The sequence below is a fragment of the Rhodococcus sp. WY5 genome, assembly GCF_018588185.1.
GTDB classification, from domain to species: Bacteria; Actinomycetota; Actinomycetes; order Mycobacteriales; family Mycobacteriaceae; genus Rhodococcus_F; species Rhodococcus_F qingshengii.
The window spans coordinates 2,604,867-2,622,719 of the sequence record NZ_JAAMPR010000001.1 but is presented as its reverse complement, the minus strand read 5'-3'; the positions used below and the strand labels follow the sequence as shown (position 1 = coordinate 2,622,719).

Here is a 17,853-nt window from a genome sequence, read left to right as displayed (position 1 = left end):
CCGTACAGACCAGGTCTCTAATCTGATACCTGATGACCGAAACACGTGGCACCCCGGCGGGCAGTTCCGCAGCCGAAAGTCTGACCGATTGGCTCTCGGCGCGCAGTGACGCCGAGTTGACGGAGTTGCTGCGTCTGCGCCCCGATCTGGCCGTACCGCCGCCGAGCACGATGGTGGTTCTCAGCGGTCGGGCACAGCAACGCGCGTCGGTCAGCCGAGCCGCGGACGAACTCGACACCCTCGATTTCGGTCTTCTCGAATTGTTGGCACTGGCCGGCGCCGAGGAAACTCCGATGACGCGGGCGGAGCTCAACAGTGCGATCGCCGAACGCGCCCTGACCGGCAAGGGCAAGGTCACCAAGAAGGCCGTCGACAAGTCTCTGTCGAAGATGCGCGCGTCCGCCCTCATCTGGGGTGTCGATCCCATCAGCGTCGTCCCGGCAGTCATCGGGATGATTCCGTGGCGTGTGGGGCGCGCCCTCGAACCTGCCGAGGCGATGACCGAGACCGAGATCTCGGCTGCGCTCAACGCTCTGGACACCCGCGAGCGGGATCTCCTCGAGACACTCGCCAACTCCAGCCCGATCGGTCGCACCCGCGACGCTGCCCCCGGAACGCCGCCAGAGCGCCCGGTTCAACGACTGCTGGCGGCCGGCCTGCTGCGGTGGCTCGACGAGCAGACCGTCGAGCTTCCGGCGACGGTTCGTCAGGTCATCCGCGGCGAGCCGGTTTTCGATCCGACGACGCTGACCGAACCTGTCATCGGGGGCGACAAACTCAAGCCGGCGGACGTGAACGCCGCAGCAGCCGGCGAGGCGCTCGAGTTGGTACGCCAATGCGAGAACGTGATCGCTGTTCTGGGCGCAGCGCCGGCCCCCGCACTGCGAGCCGGTGGGCTCGGTGTTCGAGAACTACGACGCGTGGCCAAGACGGCCGATCTCGACGAAGCGCGCGTGAGCCTACTTGTCGAGTTGCTCTCGGCAGCCGGACTCATCGCCAGTGGAACACCAGATCCGGCGCCGGTCTCGGACAACGCGGACGAATACTGGACGCCCACGCTCGCGGTCGACGGCTGGCTGAACGCATCCACAGCGCGACGGTGGGAGGTCCTGGCGTCCGCCTGGGTCGACGTACCTCGAGTCCCGTGGATGATCGGGCTGCGCGATTCCACCGACAAGCCGATCGCGGCGTTGTCCGAGGAGGGCCGCGCTCCGGCGGCTCCGCGAGATCGTCAGGCCATTCTCGGGCTGCTCTCCGAACTCGACAGCGGCCAGACCGCGTCGGCCGTCGAGGTAAGTCGACTACTGGCGTGGCGACGCCCGCGATGGAGCGGGCGCCTACGGACGTTCGCGATCGAGCGGACTCTGGACGAGGCCGCCGCGCTCGGGCTGGTGGCCCGCGGCGCGTTGTCGTCACCTGGACGAGCTTTGCTGCACGGCGGGGACGCCGAAGCCGAAATGCAGTCCGCCCTACCCGAGCCCATCGACTACATCCTGGTCCAGGCAGATCTGACTCTGGTTGCGCCCGGCCCGCTGGTACCGGACCTGCTCGAGCAGGTGAGCCTGGTCGCAGACATCGAGTCGGCCGGATCGGCGTCCATGTACCGCATCAGCGAGGACAGCGTGCGTCGTGCGCTCGACGCCGGTCTGACGGCCACCGAACTGCATACGATGTTCGCTTCGAAATCGAAGACTCCTGTCCCCCAATCACTTTCGTATCTGGTCGACGATGTCGCCCGTCGACACGGACGACTGCGTGCCGGAGTGGCGGCGTCGTTCATTCGATGTGAGGACGCGTCACTGCTGGCGGAGGTCCTCGCATCCGCAGTGGCCGAGCCGTTGGCACTGCGCGCCTTGGCTCCCACCGTCGCGATTTCGCAGGCCCCTCTCCGCGAAGTCCTGACCGAGCTGCGAGCCGCCGGATTCGCGCCGGCAGGTGAGGACTCCTCGGGCACGTTGGTCGATCTCCGCCCACGCGGGGCACGTGTACCCAACCGTCGCAGCCGACCGGCGTCGAGGATGCCGGCGAGCCCGTCGGCGGATCAGCTGGCGTCGTTGGTCCGCACGATGCGGGCCGGAGACCGTGCTTCCGCCCCCGGCCGCGGCGGAGTGCGAACGGACGGTTCACGGGAGAACAACGCCGCCACCATCGCCTTGCTGGCCACGGCGGCCCGAGACAATTCGAGCGTCAACATCGGCTACGTCGACGCCCAGGGGGTCGCGACGCATCGCATCGTCGACCCCGTCAGCGTGGGCGGCGGACAGCTGGACGCCTTCGACCCCGCGAGCGGCGCGGTTCGCCGTTTCACGTTGCACCGAATTACTTCCGTCAGCCCCGTCGACTCCGGAAAAAAGTAGCAAAAAAGAAGCAACTGGCTTTTTTCTGTAAATGAAGTATGGTCGAGGTCAGTTTGTGATTGCCACTTCGAAAAATGAGGAGCGACAATGGCTGACAAGGCGCCGGGTAAGAACATGAAGAAACCCGCCCAGTCGATCAAGGAACGCCGCGCGGAGAAGCGGGCGAAAACTGCGGAGTCTTCCGAGTTCATCCGTAAGCGGAAGCGGAGCTGACAGCAAAGTCCAGAGAAGACGAGCTGATTGCGAAGCTGACCAATGCCTGCCTCCACCGACACCCTCGTGCACCTGCACGAAACGTTCAACCTGTTCAAGTCACGTAATCGAGGAACTGACGCACGCTCGCGCGGGTACGCAGCGGGCATGACCCTCGCTTCACTCTGCGTCCTCGACGAACACGCTCGGCAATCCGGAATACTTCTATCGGATTTACCGCAGAAAGAGAATCAACCATCGTGAAAAGAACAATCCATACCCTGGACCGCATTCAAACGAGACTCGAATCGGAGCTTGATTCCACTCCGGGTGATTCCGAAAAGAATATCGGTTACCGGTCCGGAATTTCCGAAGCTATTACTCATGTAATGGAAATGCGGAAGTCAGTGGTCGCGCAGAAATAGGAGACGCATCGATTAGGCGCTCACCCCAATAACTGCCGCACACCACCCACCAGAAAGACGACCTGGTCCTCGTAGAAGTCGGCAAGCCGCTCCGGCGCGAGCGGCTTGCCACTTCCGCTCCAATCGTCCGCCCGGCTCAACGCCTGGAGGAAGCCCATCAAGGCAATCGCCCAGCGAGTCTCGAGCCGTTCGGGATCGGTAGCAGGAAAAGTACGACGGACCTGGTCGAGAAGATGTTCACGCAGGTGCAGCTCGGTCGCCTCGAGGGCTGGATGGCCCGGTCGTGACATCTGCGGCTGCGAGATCTGCGTGACGATTCTGATCCATCGCATTCCCCGCGTGCGATGGCGAAGGAGCAATGCCTTGTAGGGCGCAGTGACGGCCCGTACCAGCGCCTCCACCGTCGGCGGCGTCTTGTCGGCGGAGAGGGCGTCGACGTTCGCGCTGATCTGATCTCGCACCGACGTTCCCATGTCCAACAGCACCGCTGCGACCAGATCGTCCTTGGTTCCGAAATGGTAGTGGACCGATGACGGCCCGAGACCGGCCGCGGCGTTGACCGAGCGCAGCGAAACTGCATCCAATCCCTCTGTCGCGAAAAGCCTTTCAGCAGTTTTGAGCAAACGCAGACGCGTCGCGTCGCCTTGACGGTTCTGCCGGGAGTCGGTCATACGAACGAGCTTCGCACGGGCTCGACAAACGTCTCAACCGTGGCGAACGCGGAGTCAGAGTGATTCACGGTGTGCTCGCACCCTGTTGTCGCGATCCACCCAGCCGTGGGCGCGTGCGTAGACCACCATCGCGGAGAACTTCTGTCTCCACTCGGTGTTTCCGATCCGGGCAGCGACGGCTTGCTCCAAGTGGCCGATGTCGAGCCAGACGTGATCCCCCTCGAGTTCCCCCCACGGTTCCAGTACCCGACTCAGAGTCTCGGATCGATCGTCGCCGCCAACGACGACCGAGAGACTGGTGAAGTCGTCGACACTGTTCAGTTCGACGGTCGAGGAGTCGGGGGTGATTGTGACGTCCAGTTGCATACCTCTTCAATACTCCTTCGGAAAGTACTTGGTTCAGTCGATCGACTCGCAACAACGATATCCGACGTCATTGCACCAGATAACGTTGAACTACAGGTGATTACAAATCTCCCACTGTGCGGGAGGCTCAACTTATTGGATCAGTTGATCCATGTTAGACATCTCGATCAGAGCGAGTGATCCAAATCACTCCCCTGTCGACAGGAGTTGTCATCGTGTGGTCCGCATCGTCCATCCGCTTCGGAGCCTTCCTCGCCCCGTACCATCCGCTCGACGCCGATCCCGCCCTGCAACTCAGACGCGATATCGACCTCATGACACACCTGGACCACCTCGGATTCGAAGAAGCGTGGATGGGTGAGCATCATTCGACCGGCGCCGAGATCGTGCCTGCCCCGGACATGTTCATCGCGGCCGCCGCAGAGCGAACCGAGCGCATCCAGTTCGGCACAGGCGTGACGTCTCTGCCCTATCACCACCCGTTGATCACGGCCGACCGCATCACTCAGCTCGATCTGCAGACGCGCGGACGACTCATCTTCGGCACCGGCCCGGGCAAGATCCCCCTCGATGCGCACATGATGGGCATCAACCCGTCGGACCAGCGTCGTCGCCAGGGCGAAGCGCTCGAGGCCATTCTCGCGTTGCTTCGCGGCGAGGTCGTCAACATGGAAACCGACTGGTTCACGTTGCGTGACGCACGCGCACAGCTGCCCACCTACCGCGCGGACGGCATCGAGACAGTGACAGCGTCCACGATTTCCCCCAACGGTTCGGTGCTCGCAGGCAAGAACGGCCTCTCCCTGCTCTCATTGGCCGCGAGTTCACCCAGCGGCTTCGACGCACTGGATCGCAACTGGGATGTGTACGAGAAGGTCTCGGCCGAACACGGCCACCGCGCCGACCGAGCGACGTGGCGTGTGGTCAATCCGATGTTCATCGCCGAGACCCGAGCGGAGGCCGAGCGCGCCGTGAGCCGACGGATCGGATCGATGGCTTCCTACGTGAATCGACAGACCGGCCAGAACCCGGCCTGGGCAGATACACCGGCCGGAGTCATCGATCAGTGGCGCAACGACACGCTCGGCGAGTTCGGTCAGGCGATCATCGGTACCCCCGAAGATGCGATCGCACAGATCGAGCGTCTGATCGAGAAGACGGGAGGGTTCGGCACGTTCTTGATCCTTCACGTCGACATGGCGAGCTGGGAGGACACCAAACGCAGCTACGAATTGTTCGCCTCCGAGGTGGTCCCGCACTTCCGGAAGCGAAATGTCGGGCGTCAGGCGAGCATGCAGTTCGCCGAGGACAACCGCGAATACCTGATCGGCGGGCTGGTCGGAGCGATCACCAAAGCCCATACCGACTACTACGGCCGGCCGGCCGAGACGGGAGCCGTGCGCGCATGAGGGCCGTCCGTTTCCAGCAGGGAGAATTCGCGGTCACCGAGATCGCCGACCCGCCGCCGTTGGCACCCCATCAGATCCGCATCGACGTCGTCGCCTGCGGGATCTGCGGCAGCGACCTGAGCATGTCGAAGGACCCGTGCCGATTCGTCGAGGTCGCGCACGACGGGGGCTACCCGCTCGCCACCTTCGATCCGGACGCGCCAGTGGTGCTGGGGCACGAATACGCGGGTCTCGTCTCCGAGACCGGTTCTGCAGTAGACGATTTCGCGATCGGCGATCGGGTGGCCGGCATCGGCTTGGCCACCGACACCGCTACCGGGATCCCGACGATCATCGGCTACTCGAACGAGTACCACGGCGCGTTCGGCGATCACATAGTCGTCGACGCGTTCTGGGTCCGCAAAGTTCCCGACCACCTGTCACTCGAGCACGCCACACTTGCCGAACCTCTCCACGTCGGCGAGATGCATCTCCAACAGTCCGGCCTCACCTCGGCCGATTCGGCGCTCGTCATCGGTTGCGGAACGATCGGACTGGGCGCCATCGTCGCCGCGAAAGCGCGCGGAGCGCAGATCGTCATCGCGTCGGAGCCCTCCCCCAAACGACGCGAGCTCGCCGCGAAGATGGGCGCGGACATCGTCGTCGATCCGGCCGAGCAGGATCCGATCGAACTGTGGAATCGAATGATCGCCGAAGGCAACCAGCTTGTCGGCCAGGCCGCGAACGGAGTTCTGATCGCCTACGAATGCAGCGGCCGGGCGGGAGTCATCGGAGAACTGATGCACACTCTGCCGTTCAACTCGCGGATTCAGGTTCTGGCTGCGCCGTTCGGCGACGAGACGATCATTCCCGTCGTCGGGCAGTTCCGGAGGATCTCGATCAATTTCGGTCACGGTCCTTACGAGAATGCCTACGACATCACCCTGCAGAGGCTCGCCGACGGCGAGATCGACGCCGAAGCGATCATCACCGGCAGGGTCGGTCTGGATGGAGTCTCGGACGCTTTCGCAGCTCTGCGCGCACCCGACGAACACGTGAAGATCCTCGTGCTACCCGCGGGCCTCCCGGAATAGCGGTCGATCCTGCCCTGTTGACGTAGGGGTGCTCGCACTCGGGCACCTCTACTTCGGGCTGTGCGAGCGTCGCATGTTGGCGTCTGCGCCCCGATACCAGGACAATGGCAGGGTTGGCGTCAGCCGACAACGCGGCGCAACGCTCTGTGGCTGCCGCGTTTGCTTCACTAGGAGGATTCCGTGACCGACGGACCGTTGATCGTCCAATCCGACAAGACGCTGCTGTTGGAGGTCGACCACGAGCGCGCCGGCGATGCCAGGCAGGCAATCGCCCCCTTCGCGGAACTCGAACGGGCCCCCGAACACGTCCACACGTATCGCATCACTCCCCTGGCCTTGTGGAATGCCCGCGCCGCCGGACACGACGCCGAGCAGGTTGTCGACGCGCTCGTGTCGTACTCACGATTCGCGGTTCCACAACCGCTGCTGGTCGACATCGTCGACACGATGGCCAGGTACGGACGCTTACAGCTGGTCAAGAGCCCGGTGCACGGCCTCATCCTGGTCAGCCTCGACCGCGCAGTCCTCACCGAGGTGATGCGACACAAGAAGATCTCGCCGATGCTCGGTGAGAAGGTCGACGACGACACCGTGATCGTCCACCCGAGCGAACGCGGCCGCCTCAAGCAGATGCTGCTCAAGGTGGGCTGGCCGGCCGAGGACCTCGCCGGCTACGTGGACGGCGAAGCGCACCCGATCGATCTCGCTTTCGAAGAGGGCCACTGGGAACTGCGCGACTACCAGCAGATGGCAGCGGATTCGTTCTGGGCCGGCGGCTCGGGCGTCGTCGTGCTGCCGTGTGGCGCCGGCAAGACGATGGTGGGCGCCGCAGCGATGGCAAAGGCCAAGGCCACCACCCTCATCCTCGTCACCAATACCGTTGCCGGTCGTCAGTGGAAGCGTGAGTTGATCGCGCGTACATCGTTGACCGAGGAAGAAATCGGCGAATACTCCGGCGAGCGCAAGGAGATTCGGCCGGTCACGATCGCGACCTACCAGGTGATCACACGTCGCACGAAGGGCGAGTACAAGCACCTCGAACTTTTCGACTCCCGCGACTGGGGACTGGTGATATACGACGAGGTCCACTTGCTGCCCGCGCCCGTCTTCCGGATGACGGCAGATCTGCAGTCGCGCCGCCGTCTCGGCCTGACCGCAACGCTGGTTCGTGAGGACGGCCGCGAAGGCGACGTCTTCTCGCTCATCGGCCCCAAGCGCTACGACGCTCCGTGGAAGGACATCGAAGCGCAGGGCTGGATCGCGCCGGCCGACTGCGTCGAGGTGCGAGTGACGATGACGGACGCCGAGCGCATGTCCTATGCCGTCGCCGAACCGGAGGAGCGCTACAAACTGTGCTCGACGGCTCACACGAAAATTGCGGTCGTGAAGTCGATCCTGGCCAAGCACCCCGATTCTCCGACTTTGGTGATCGGTGCGTATCTCGATCAGCTCGACGAACTCGGCGAAGCCCTGAACGCCCCGGTGATCAAGGGATCCACCAAGAACAAGGAACGCGAGATCCTCTTCGATCAGTTCCGTAACGGTGAGATCCAGACGCTGGTGGTGAGTAAGGTCGCGAACTTCTCGATCGACCTTCCGGAGGCGTCTGTCGCCGTGCAGGTTTCGGGAACCTTCGGGTCGAGACAGGAAGAAGCGCAGCGACTCGGACGCCTACTGCGACCCAAGCACGACGGCGGTCAGGCTCACTTCTATTCGGTGGTCTCGCGCGACACTCTCGATGCGGAGTATGCGGCACATCGTCAGCGATTCCTCGCCGAACAGGGCTACGCCTACCGGATCACCGACGCCGATGACCTGCTCGGACCTGCAATCGGCTGAGCATTTCTGCAACACGTTGCAGAATTAAATGGACATACGTCCAGTTATCTGTAGAGTGTCCCCTGTCACAGTCGTGTCCATCGGCCGGGGGTCACCAGCACCATGCGCTCAGTTCCACGTCTACGGGGTCGGCTCGCCGGAACCATCTCGCTGCTGACTGCCGCCGTCGTCGTCGCCGCGACCGGCGTCAGCGCCGCGGCACCGAGTCCTGCTCCTACTGCGCAGAACTCGGTGTACGCACTTGCGAACGGTTGCTTCGCGCTGCGCACCGAGTCTGGTGATTTCGTCCGTCGTGACGGGTCGGCGTACCTCACCGACGTAACGAAAGCCGCAGACGCCGAACCGTTCCGGCTACATGCGGCCCAGTTGGGTCGATTCATGCTGTACGGCCCGGACGGGTCGATGCTCTCGCACGACGGCGCAGACTCGGTGCTCGCCACTTCCGAAGCAACTCCGTCCACCGACTGGACCGTGATGTCCACTGGCGAGTCCTTCGTTCTGACAGCGACCTCGAACGGCCGACAACTGATCTCGCGAGATTTGATGCTCACGATGTCCGATCCCGGTGACGTTCCCGAATCTGCGTTCACGCTGATCCCGCGCGACGGCTGCGCCGACTTCCCCGAAGCGGAGGTGGGCGCAAACGGCGTTCCGGGAGAAATCGGACCGAACGGTGAAGTCACCGGATTCATCGACACACACGTGCACATGAATGCTTCCGAGTTCATGGGCGGAAACCTGCACTGCGGCCGACCTTTCGATCCTCAGGGCGTCACCGCAGCGCTCGTCGACTGCCCGGACCATCAACCCGACGGGATACCGGCGCTCCTCGAAAACGTTCTGTCGTACGGCAATCCCTTCGAAACTCACGACACCACCGGCTGGCCGAGTTTCACCGACTGGCCGGCGCACGATTCACTGACACACGAGCAGACGTACTACAAGTGGGTCGAGCGGGCCTGGCGTGGCGGTCTGCGAATCTTCACCAACCTCTTTGTCGCCAACCGTGTCCTGTGCGAGCTGTATCCGAGTAAACGAAATCCCTGTGACGAGATGGAGACCGTCCGGATCCAGGCGCAGCAGACACGCGAACTCCAGGACTACATCGACGCCCAGTACGGCGGTCCCGGCCGGGGTTGGTTCCGCATCGTGAGCTCCCCTGAACAGGCCAGGCAGGTGGCCGCCGACGGAAAGCTGGCCGTCACCCTCGGGGTGGAGGTGTCCGAACCCTTCGGTTGCTCTGTGCGCAACGGAATTCCGCAGTGCACCGAGGACGACATCGACCGCGGCCTGGACGAGTTGTACGACCTCGGTGTCCGGCAGATGATCGTCACGCACAAGTTCGACAACGCCCTCGGCGGTGCCCGTTTCGACGGCGGCGTCACCGGAGTGGCCGTCAACATCGGCAACTACCTGGGCACCGGGGAGTTCTGGCAGTCGGAACCATGCACCGGCGTTGCCGAGGACAATGTGCTGCCCACCAAGGTCGACGGCGCACAGAATCTTCTCGCGGTACTCCCACCCGGAGTGACGCTTCCGGTGTACCCCTCTGGTCCGCAATGCAATTCGCACGGCCTGACCGACCTCGGCGCGTACACGATCCGAGGTTTGATGGACCGAGGGATGATCGTGGACATCGATCACATGAGCGTCAAGACCGCCGAAGCGGCTCTCGATATTCTCGAAGCTGCGAACTACTCCGGCGTCGTTTCCAGTCACAGCTGGAGCGACCCGAGCCTGTACAAGCGGATCTACGCACTCGGCGGATTTGTCGCCCTGTACGCCGGACAACTCGACGCATCGGACGAAAAGCCCGAAGAGCGTGGGTTCATCGACCAGTGGCGGGACGCACGGGCGATGCGAAGCGAGAACTACTACTTCGGTTTCGGCTACGGCGCCGACACCAACGGCTTCGGGCCGCAGGCCGCACCGCGCGGCGACGCCGCAGAAAATCCGCTGCAATATCCGTACACCGCCTTCGACGGCACGGTCATGGACCAGCAGCGCGCCGGCACCCGGGTTTTCGACGTGAACACCGACGGCGTGGCGCAGTACGGGATGATTCCCGACTGGATCGCGGACATGCGAATCGCCGCGGGAGCCGACGGCGACACCATCATCGAGGACATGAGCCGCGGCGCCGAGGCTTACCTGCAGATGTGGGAGCGCGCGCGAAACTAGCTACGCTGGTGGACGGTCCCCGGGCGATCGGGGGCCGGTCCTAGATCGTCCGGCACCACCCGAAGGAATTTTTCGTGGCTGACTTCCAGTTCACCGTCGACAAGGCTCACGCCAAGTCGGTCAACGACACACTGGCCGATGTACGCCGCCTGCAGATTTCTGCGGTGATCTTCGCGATCGTCCTCGCCGCGGTCGGGGCCTGGTTGATCAGCATGGGCGAGGTGTGGTCCATCATCATCGGCGCGGTCCTCGCCATCGGTGCGGCCAGTTCCCTGTGGGTTGCCGTGTGGGCACCTCGCAAGGTGGGAAGCGTCGAATCTCTGTATGCGGACAACCCACTGGTTCCCGCGATCGTCACCGAGGTTCACCCTCGAGCGGCGACCTTGACGGCATTGATCGACATCGCGAAGCCTGCGGCCGGAGCACCGAAGTACGCGCTCGTCAGCCGCAACGTTCGACTCAATCCGAAGTGGCGAGTCGGCGACCGCATTCCGTCGGTCGCACTGCGTTCGGATCGTTCCACCCGCAGCAAGGCTGACACGTGGCAGATGGTCAGTCCCATGCCGATCGAGTGGGGGACCAAGGACTCGGCAGTGCTGGCACGCGCGATCGCTGCTGTCAGTGCGAGCGAGTGGAACTTCCTGCAGAGCCGGATTCCCGATTCCGAAGAAGTTCGCACCCACCCCGATCGCCGGGTTCTGATCAACCCGGCCGATCTTCCTGACTCGCTGCGCTAGCCCCAACGGTTACGCGAGCGCGGGCAGCACTTCCTTCTCGAACATCTCGATTCCCGACGTGTCGTACGCGGCCTCGGGGAAGTAGAAGATTCCGTACTCGAGTCCCTGCGCCTCGAGCGCCGACAGGTTCTCGATGATCTGCTCGGGCGTACCCACGGCAGGCATTCCGCGGAACGCATCGAGCGACGCATTGGCGGCAGCTTCGCCGACCAACGGCGTCAGTCGGGCCTTCAGTGTCTCCAACCGCTGAGCCACCTCGGATTCCGTCGCGCCGATGGCCACGTTGTAGTTGGCCGAACGGACGATGGCGTCGAAATCGGTACCGACGGTGTCGCAGTGCTTCTTCAGGATCTCGGACTTGTGCGCGAAGCCGGCCGGGGTGCCGTCGAAGTTCGTGTACTGCGCGTACTTGGCCGCGATCTTGAGTGTGACCTTCTCGCCGCCACCGGCAACCCAGATGGGAATTCCGCCCTCTTGCAACGGAAGTGGACGGCACAGCGCTCCGTCGACCTGGTAGTACTTGCCGTCGAGCGTCGAACTGCCGGTCGACCACGCCTGCTGCATGATCTGGATTCCTTCGTCGAGGCGGCCCAGACGCTCACCGGCAGAGGGGAAACCGTAGCCGTACGCACGCCACTCCTGCTCGTACCAACCGCCGCCGATGCCCATCTCGACGCGTCCACCCGTGATGAGATCGGTGGTCGCGGCGACCTTGGCGAGGTACGCCGGGTTTCGGTAGCTCATGGCGGTACACATCTGGCCGAGTCGGATACGCGACGTCGATGCACCGAGTGCGGCCATCAACGTCCACGCCTCGTGAGTCGCTTCTTCCGTCGGCTGGGGAACGGTGTGGAAGTGGTCGTAGACCCACACCGACTCCCACGGCCCTGCCTCCGCGCGCAGCGTGAAGTCTCGCATCACCTCCCACTGCTTCGCGGGGTCGATGCCGACCAGGTCCAGACGCCAGCCTTGAGGTACGAACAGTCCGAATCGCATGTAGCGAGCCTACCTACAGTTTCCCGACGCGCGACCGGGGTGACACCCGCGGAGAGTAGACCGGAATGAAGCGGAACATCATCGCCGCGCCGGCGAACGACGTCGCGCCCAGGGCGGCGAATGCCCACCCGAGTGGGAGCACCGCGGCGAGTAGACCGATCGCGAGCGGCCCACCGAACATGCCGGTGTCGTGAGTCAATCGCCATGCAGCGAGGAACTCGGCGCGTTCTTCGGGCGGGGCGATATCGGCACCGAGGGTCATGATCACGCCGTTGCCCAGTCCGTTGCCGATCCCCATCACGACAGCGACCACGGTCAATCCCACTGCACCCGTCGAGAACGGCAACAGTAGGTACGACACACCGATCACCGTCAGCGAAGGCACCGCGACCAGCCTGCGGCCGTATCGGTCCATGATGTGTCCGGCCGGGTACGAGCACAGCAGGTCCACGGCCGCACCGATACCGAAGATCACACTCACCTGGGCTGCATCCAATCCGAGGTGCAATGCCCACAATGGAAGAACGGCCTCACGCGAAGCGCGGGCGGCGCCCATCAGAAGGGAGCCTGTCCCGAGCGTCGACAGAGCGGCACGATGACGGCGAAGGATCTCCGGGAGCGTGACGTGTCCGTGATCGCTGTTGCCTGCCTGCACCTTTCGTGGCGGGTCGGGAACGCGGGCCATCAGCGCCCCGGCGAGCACGACGCCCACCAATTGGACGAGGAATCCTCCGCGCGCTCCCACCAGGAGAATCACGCCGGCCCCGATGAGCGGTCCCAGGAAGAAACCCAACCGCCACATCGCGGCGAACGACGACATTGCTCGGGCCCGTAGACCGAGTGACACGGTCTCGGCGAGGTAGCTCTGCCGCGCAAGGCCCCACACCGCATTCGCCAATCCGGTCAACAGTGCGCCGATACCGAGCATCCACGGAGTCTGCGCAAGGAGACAGATCACCACTCCTGTTGCACCCAAGGAACTTCCGCCGATGATCGACCTGCGCTCACCGAAACGCGACACGATCCTGCCGGCGGGGAGGTCACCGAGTACGGCGCCCAAACCACCGAGTGCAACGATCAGGCCGGCGACGGCAACCGATGCACCCAGGTCGCGCGCGGTGACGGCCATGATGGGGGCAGCCGCACCCTGACCGATCCCGAAGATGGCCGCCGGTACGAAAACCGTTGTGACGAGTGGCTTGAGACCGGCAATCGCCGGCTGTTCCTTGGGCAGTGTTTCCGTCACGCGCTCACTTCTGCCGCGTCAGCGGCCCGCGAAAACCGATTCGCCGGACGATCGAGGCCGTAGTGACCCCGCAGGGTGGATTCCGTGTATTCGGTCCGGAAGATCCCACGCGCCTGCAGAATCGGCACGACTCGGTCGACGAACACCTCGAGCCCTCCGGGCAGATAGGGCGGCATGATGTTGAAGCCGTCCGCGGCGCCCTTGTCGAACCATTCGGTCAACTCGTCCGCGACCTGCTCCGGTGTCCCGGCAAATGTCCGATGCCCACGGCCACCGCCGAGTTTGCCGATCAGTTCACGGACGGTGAGGTTTTCGCTCTCCGCAAGGTCTTTGACGAGCTGGTATCGACTCTTGTTTCCTTGGATGCGATCGATGTCCGGCAACGGTGGCAGCGGGGCATCCAGAGAATGCTCGGTGAGATCGACACCCACCATGTTCGAGAGTTGGCGCAGCGAGTACTCAGGTGAGATCAGATCCGCGAACGACTGCTCCAGCGCCTTGGCTTCTTCTTCCGTATCCGCGATGAAGGGAACGATGCCTGGCAGCACCTTGATCTCGTCGGGACCACGCCCGTACTTGATCAGCCGCGCTTTGAGGTCGGTGTAGAAATCCTGCCCCTGCTCGAGTGTTCGTTGAGCGGTGAACACGGCCTCGGCATACTTCGCCGCGAAGTCCTTACCGCTCTCGGAGGAACCGGCTTGCACGAGCAACGGACGTCCCTGTGGAGACCTCGGCGAATTGAGCGGGCCGGCCACCGTGAATCGTTGACCGTCATGGTCGATGCGATGGACACGATCAGGATCGGCGAAGATTCCGGTCTCTTCGTCCAGGACAACTGCCCCCTCTTCCCAGCTGTCCCAGAGTCCGAGCGTCACGTCGAGAAACTCCTCGGCGCGCTCGTAACGACCGCTGTGCGTCGGTACCGCATCGAGGCCGAAGTTCGCGGCCTCGTCGGCGCCGGCCGACGTCACGATGTTCCACCCGCCTCGTCCACCACTGATGTGATCGAGGGAAGCGAACTTCCTTGCGAGAGTGTACGGATCGCTGTAACTGGTCGACGCGGTTGCGATCAGTCCCACCTTGTCGGTGGCCGCAGAGATCGCCGACAGCAAGGTGACGGGTTCGAAGATCGCCTGGGTGTTGTACTTGACCCGCGGGCCGACTGCTAGACCGTCGGCGAAGAACACCGAGTCCAGCTTTCCACGCTCGGCGATTCTCCCCAATTCCTGGAAGTGCTTGACGTCCAGGAGGTTGGCCGCGTTTGTGCGTGGGTGGCGCCACGCCGCCTCATGATGGCCGACGCCCATCAGGAAGGCGTTCAGATGAAATTGTCGTTCGGACATGAGTTCGCAGAATCTTTCCGTGAATGTGTGGTCAGGTGGTGACGCGCCAGCGCGAGAGCCGACGTTCGATCAGGACCAGAATCGCGTTGATTGTCAGACCCAACAACGAGATCGCGACGATGCCCGCGTACATGTTCGGGATCTGGAAGTTGAGTTGTGAAGCGGTGATCAGATACCCGAGACCGGCTTTGGCCCCGACCATTTCGGCGGCGATCAGCACGAGAATCGACGACGCGGCTGCCATGCGGATACCCGTGAAGATCGTGGGAACAGCGGCGGGCAGAACCACCTTCTGAAACAGCCGAATCGAGGAGAACCCCAGCGAGGCAGCGGACTTGATCAGCAGCGGATCGACCGTGCGCACACCCGAAATGGTGTTGAGCAGGATCGGGAAGGTGCAGGCGTAGATCACCAGGGCGATCTTCGATTCCTCACCGATTCCGAGAATCAGCACGAAGACGGGAAGCAGCGCCAAGGCTGCTGTGTTGCGGAACAATTCGAGAATCGGGTTGAGGAAGTCGGAGACCGGGCGGTACCAGGCGATCGCAATTCCCAACGGAATCGCGATCGCGATGGCCACGAAGAAGCCGGTCAGCGCACGCGTCAGACTGGCGGAAACATGCTCTTGCAATTGTCCGTTCTCGGCGAGGGTGAAGAATGCGGACACAACTTCGGTGAAGGGCGGGAGGAAGACCTTGTCCACCAGCCCGAGCCGAGGTGCCGCTTCCCAGATCCCGAGGAAGATCGCGATCGCAATCGACGGCTTGGCAATCCGCCAGGCGGTGGAACCAATGTAGCGCGCCGCCTTGCCGCCGGCCTGGCTCCGCTGCGCAATGTCAGGTGTTTTGTCGGCCAACGGTTTCGGAGTGGCGACCACCTCCGGCGTCGCCAATGCGCTAGACATGTGCAACCTCCTTGGCAGGATCGAGTTCGCCGGCCCGAGCGCGCTCGACTTCACCGTGCAGTAGCGTCCAGATCCGGTGCCGGAACACTCGGAACTCCTCACCTGATCGCACGTCGTCGCCGGACCGGTCGATGTCGATGTCGACGATCGTCTTGACGCGCCCTGGCCTCGACGTCAGTACTGCAACACGTTGCCCGAGGTAGATGGCCTCGTCGATTCCGTGGGTGATGAACAGGATCGTCTTGCCGGTGGCCTTCCAGATGCGCAGAAGCTCGTCCTGCAGCGACTCTCGCGTCTGTGCGTCCAGCGCTGCAAATGGTTCGTCCATCAGCAACACTTCGGGGTCGAATGCCAGGCTGCGGGCGATCGCGACTCGCTGCTTCATTCCACCGGACAACTCGTGCGGATAGCGATCCGCGAAACCTTGCAGACCGACCAGTTCGAGGTAATGCTCGGCGAGCTCGCGTCGCTCGCTCTTCTTCACGCCCTTCGCTTCGAGTCCGAACTCGATGTTGTGACGTGCAGTTCGCCATGGAAGCAGCGCGTATTGCTGGAAGACGATTCCCCGATCCAAGCCTGGGCCCGTGATCTGCTTGCCGTCCAGAAGGATTCGACCGGAAGTGGGCGAACTGAGTCCTCCGAGGAGGTCCAGCAGAGTCGACTTTCCGCAACCACTCGGCCCGACGAGGACCAGGAACTCCCCCGGCGCCACGTCGATGTTGATGTCCTCGACCGCGGTGAAAACTTCGTCGGTCCCACGAACGTCGAACTGTTTGGTGACGTGCTCGAGCCGTAGTTTCGGTTCTGTGCTCATTTTGCTGCCTCCAGTGCCTGTCCGTCAGCGCCGCTGTCGGGTGAATACGTTCCGTTGGCGTACGGGTTGAATTCGTTGGTGTAGATGTCCGACGGCTTCAACTTTCCTTTTTCGAGTTCGCCGTTACGGGTGAGCCAGTCGATCCACGTGCTGATCTCGGTATCGGTGATCGTTCCGCCGGGACCGGCGACCCCCGGGCTCTTCCAGTAGCTGATGAGCTTGGTGTCCTCGTTGCGTCCGCGGCTGTTGATGATCGACGTCAGCTTCGCGATCACTTCTTCTCGTGGGTGCGTCTGCGTCCAGCGGATGGCCCTCGCTGTTCCCTGCACGAAATCGGCGACCGCCTCCTTGTTCTGCGCGATGTAGTCGTCACGGAACACCAACGTGCCGTAGGTGAACGAGCCGAACAGCGATTCGTCGGTGAACAGCTCGCGAAGGCCACCACGTTCGAGCGCGGAGTCACGGAAGACCGAGCCGAGGGTGGCGACGTCGATCTGTCCCTGCCGCAACGCTTGTTCCGTGTTGACCGGCGGAACCACGATCAGTTCCACCTGCTTGATCTCGTCCGGTGTAAGCCCCTCCCGCGCAAGCCATTCACGCACGACGAACTCGTGGTGCGCACCGAGGGTGTTCATCCCGACCTTCTTGCCGATCAGGTCCTTCGCCGATTTGATCGGACTGTCGTCGAGAACGTAGTACCCGTTGAAGCTCTCCTTGTCGGAGCCGTAGTACCCGATGACCGAGGTGATCGGTGAACCCGCGGAAGCCAACTTCACCACCGCCCCGTTGAACGCTCCGCCGAACTCGGTTTGACCGGTCGCTGCGTTCTGAATGCTCTGAGGGCCGCTGGTCGTATCGCCGATCCAGTTGAGCTCCACGTCGTTGAAGTAGCCGAGGTCAGCGGCCAGTTCGGGGTAGATGACCTGTCCGGTGCTGCCCTCGTACCGCAGGACGGTCTTGCCGTCGGCGGTCTTGACCACTTCGTCGGAGGAGCCCGAGCAGGCAACGGCAAAACTGGACAGAGTGACAAGAGCGACGACCGCGGCTACCGAGCGCGCGAAACGAGGGCGAATCATGAAGTTGCTTCCTGTAGAAGATGATTGGTTCAGTTCTCGGCTACACCTGTCCGGAGCGCCGTGTGCGGCACTCGGCACAGGCAGGTGTGGGAATGTCAGTTCAACGACAACAGTTGAGCGACATGAGCGGGAAAGACCGAAACACGTGAGACTCCAATGAATGTGCAGACAGGATCGAGCCGTGAGCAGTGCCGAAACCATACGTCGGCACCCACTACCTGGGT

15 protein-coding genes are annotated in these 17,853 nt (G+C 63.1%); 7 read left to right on the top strand and 8 right to left on the bottom strand.

What is annotated here, in order from left to right:
• Positions 1-32 precede the first annotated feature (32 nt).
• Complete coding sequence (locus tag G4D79_RS12265; protein ID WP_099698053.1) at positions 33-2,357, top strand: helicase-associated domain-containing protein; 2,325 nt, start codon at positions 33-35, stop codon at positions 2,355-2,357.
• Positions 2,358-2,444: 87 nt separating this feature from the next.
• The gene (locus tag G4D79_RS34965) at positions 2,445-2,570 is read left to right on the top strand and encodes a hypothetical protein (protein ID WP_007733507.1); all 126 of its coding nucleotides are present in this window, start codon (positions 2,445-2,447) and stop codon (positions 2,568-2,570) included.
• 424 nt (positions 2,571-2,994) lie between these two features.
• On the opposite strand, the gene G4D79_RS12260 is transcribed toward G4D79_RS34965, so the two are convergent.
• Positions 2,995-3,645, bottom strand: coding sequence for a TetR/AcrR family transcriptional regulator (locus G4D79_RS12260; RefSeq protein ID WP_003940633.1), 651 nt, complete (start codon positions 3,643-3,645; stop codon positions 2,995-2,997).
• Between the two features lie 54 nt (positions 3,646-3,699).
• The gene (locus G4D79_RS12255) at positions 3,700-4,011 is read right to left on the bottom strand and encodes a hypothetical protein (protein ID WP_064073975.1); all 312 of its coding nucleotides are present in this window, start codon (positions 4,009-4,011) and stop codon (positions 3,700-3,702) included.
• A gap of 215 nt (positions 4,012-4,226) precedes the next feature.
• On the opposite strand from G4D79_RS12255, the gene G4D79_RS12250 reads away from it, so the two are divergent.
• From G4D79_RS12250 to G4D79_RS12230, 5 genes are all read left to right on the top strand, one after another.
• The gene (locus tag G4D79_RS12250; RefSeq protein WP_064074070.1) at positions 4,227-5,420 is read left to right on the top strand and encodes an LLM class flavin-dependent oxidoreductase; all 1,194 of its coding nucleotides are present in this window, start codon (positions 4,227-4,229) and stop codon (positions 5,418-5,420) included.
• Entirely contained in the window at positions 5,417-6,493 is a 1,077-nt protein-coding gene (locus G4D79_RS12245; protein WP_081558298.1) for an alcohol dehydrogenase catalytic domain-containing protein, read from the top strand. Before G4D79_RS12250 ends, G4D79_RS12245 begins: the two co-directional genes overlap by 4 nt.
• 180 nt (positions 6,494-6,673) lie before the next feature.
• Complete coding sequence (locus G4D79_RS12240) at positions 6,674-8,332, top strand: DNA repair helicase XPB (RefSeq protein WP_003940219.1); 1,659 nt, start codon at positions 6,674-6,676, stop codon at positions 8,330-8,332.
• Positions 8,333-8,434: 102 nt separating this feature from the next.
• Complete coding sequence (locus G4D79_RS12235) at positions 8,435-10,513, top strand: peptidase (protein WP_081558299.1); 2,079 nt, start codon at positions 8,435-8,437, stop codon at positions 10,511-10,513.
• A 74-nt stretch (positions 10,514-10,587) separates the two neighbouring features.
• Positions 10,588-11,250, top strand: a complete 663-nt coding sequence (locus G4D79_RS12230; protein WP_003940490.1) for a DUF3239 domain-containing protein — start codon at positions 10,588-10,590, stop codon at positions 11,248-11,250.
• Positions 11,251-11,259: 9 nt separating this feature from the next.
• On the opposite strand, the gene G4D79_RS12225 is transcribed toward G4D79_RS12230, so the two are convergent.
• The 6 genes from G4D79_RS12225 to G4D79_RS12200 are packed head-to-tail and all read right to left on the bottom strand — an operon-like array spanning position 11,260 to position 17,629.
• The gene (locus G4D79_RS12225; protein ID WP_099698054.1) at positions 11,260-12,246 is read right to left on the bottom strand and encodes an LLM class F420-dependent oxidoreductase; all 987 of its coding nucleotides are present in this window, start codon (positions 12,244-12,246) and stop codon (positions 11,260-11,262) included.
• Positions 12,247-12,259: 13 nt separating this feature from the next.
• Positions 12,260-13,492, bottom strand: coding sequence for an MFS transporter (locus G4D79_RS12220; protein ID WP_058226126.1), 1,233 nt, complete (start codon positions 13,490-13,492; stop codon positions 12,260-12,262).
• Positions 13,489-14,835 (bottom strand): LLM class flavin-dependent oxidoreductase, encoded by a 1,347-nt coding sequence (locus tag G4D79_RS12215; RefSeq protein ID WP_099698056.1) that lies wholly within the window; start codon positions 14,833-14,835, stop codon positions 13,489-13,491. The genes G4D79_RS12220 and G4D79_RS12215 overlap by 4 nt, the downstream gene beginning before the upstream one ends.
• Positions 14,836-14,866: 31 nt before the next feature.
• The gene (locus tag G4D79_RS12210) at positions 14,867-15,739 is read right to left on the bottom strand and encodes an ABC transporter permease (protein WP_030535349.1); all 873 of its coding nucleotides are present in this window, start codon (positions 15,737-15,739) and stop codon (positions 14,867-14,869) included.
• Positions 15,732-16,553: an ABC transporter ATP-binding protein gene (locus G4D79_RS12205; RefSeq protein ID WP_099698057.1), complete on the bottom strand. Its 822-nt coding sequence runs from the start codon at positions 16,551-16,553 to the stop codon at positions 15,732-15,734. The genes G4D79_RS12210 and G4D79_RS12205 overlap by 8 nt, the downstream gene beginning before the upstream one ends.
• On the bottom strand, positions 16,550-17,629 hold the full coding sequence (locus G4D79_RS12200) for an ABC transporter substrate-binding protein (protein WP_099698058.1): 1,080 nt from the start codon (positions 17,627-17,629) through the stop codon (positions 16,550-16,552). Before G4D79_RS12200 ends, G4D79_RS12205 begins: the two co-directional genes overlap by 4 nt.
• Positions 17,630-17,853 lie beyond the last annotated feature (224 nt).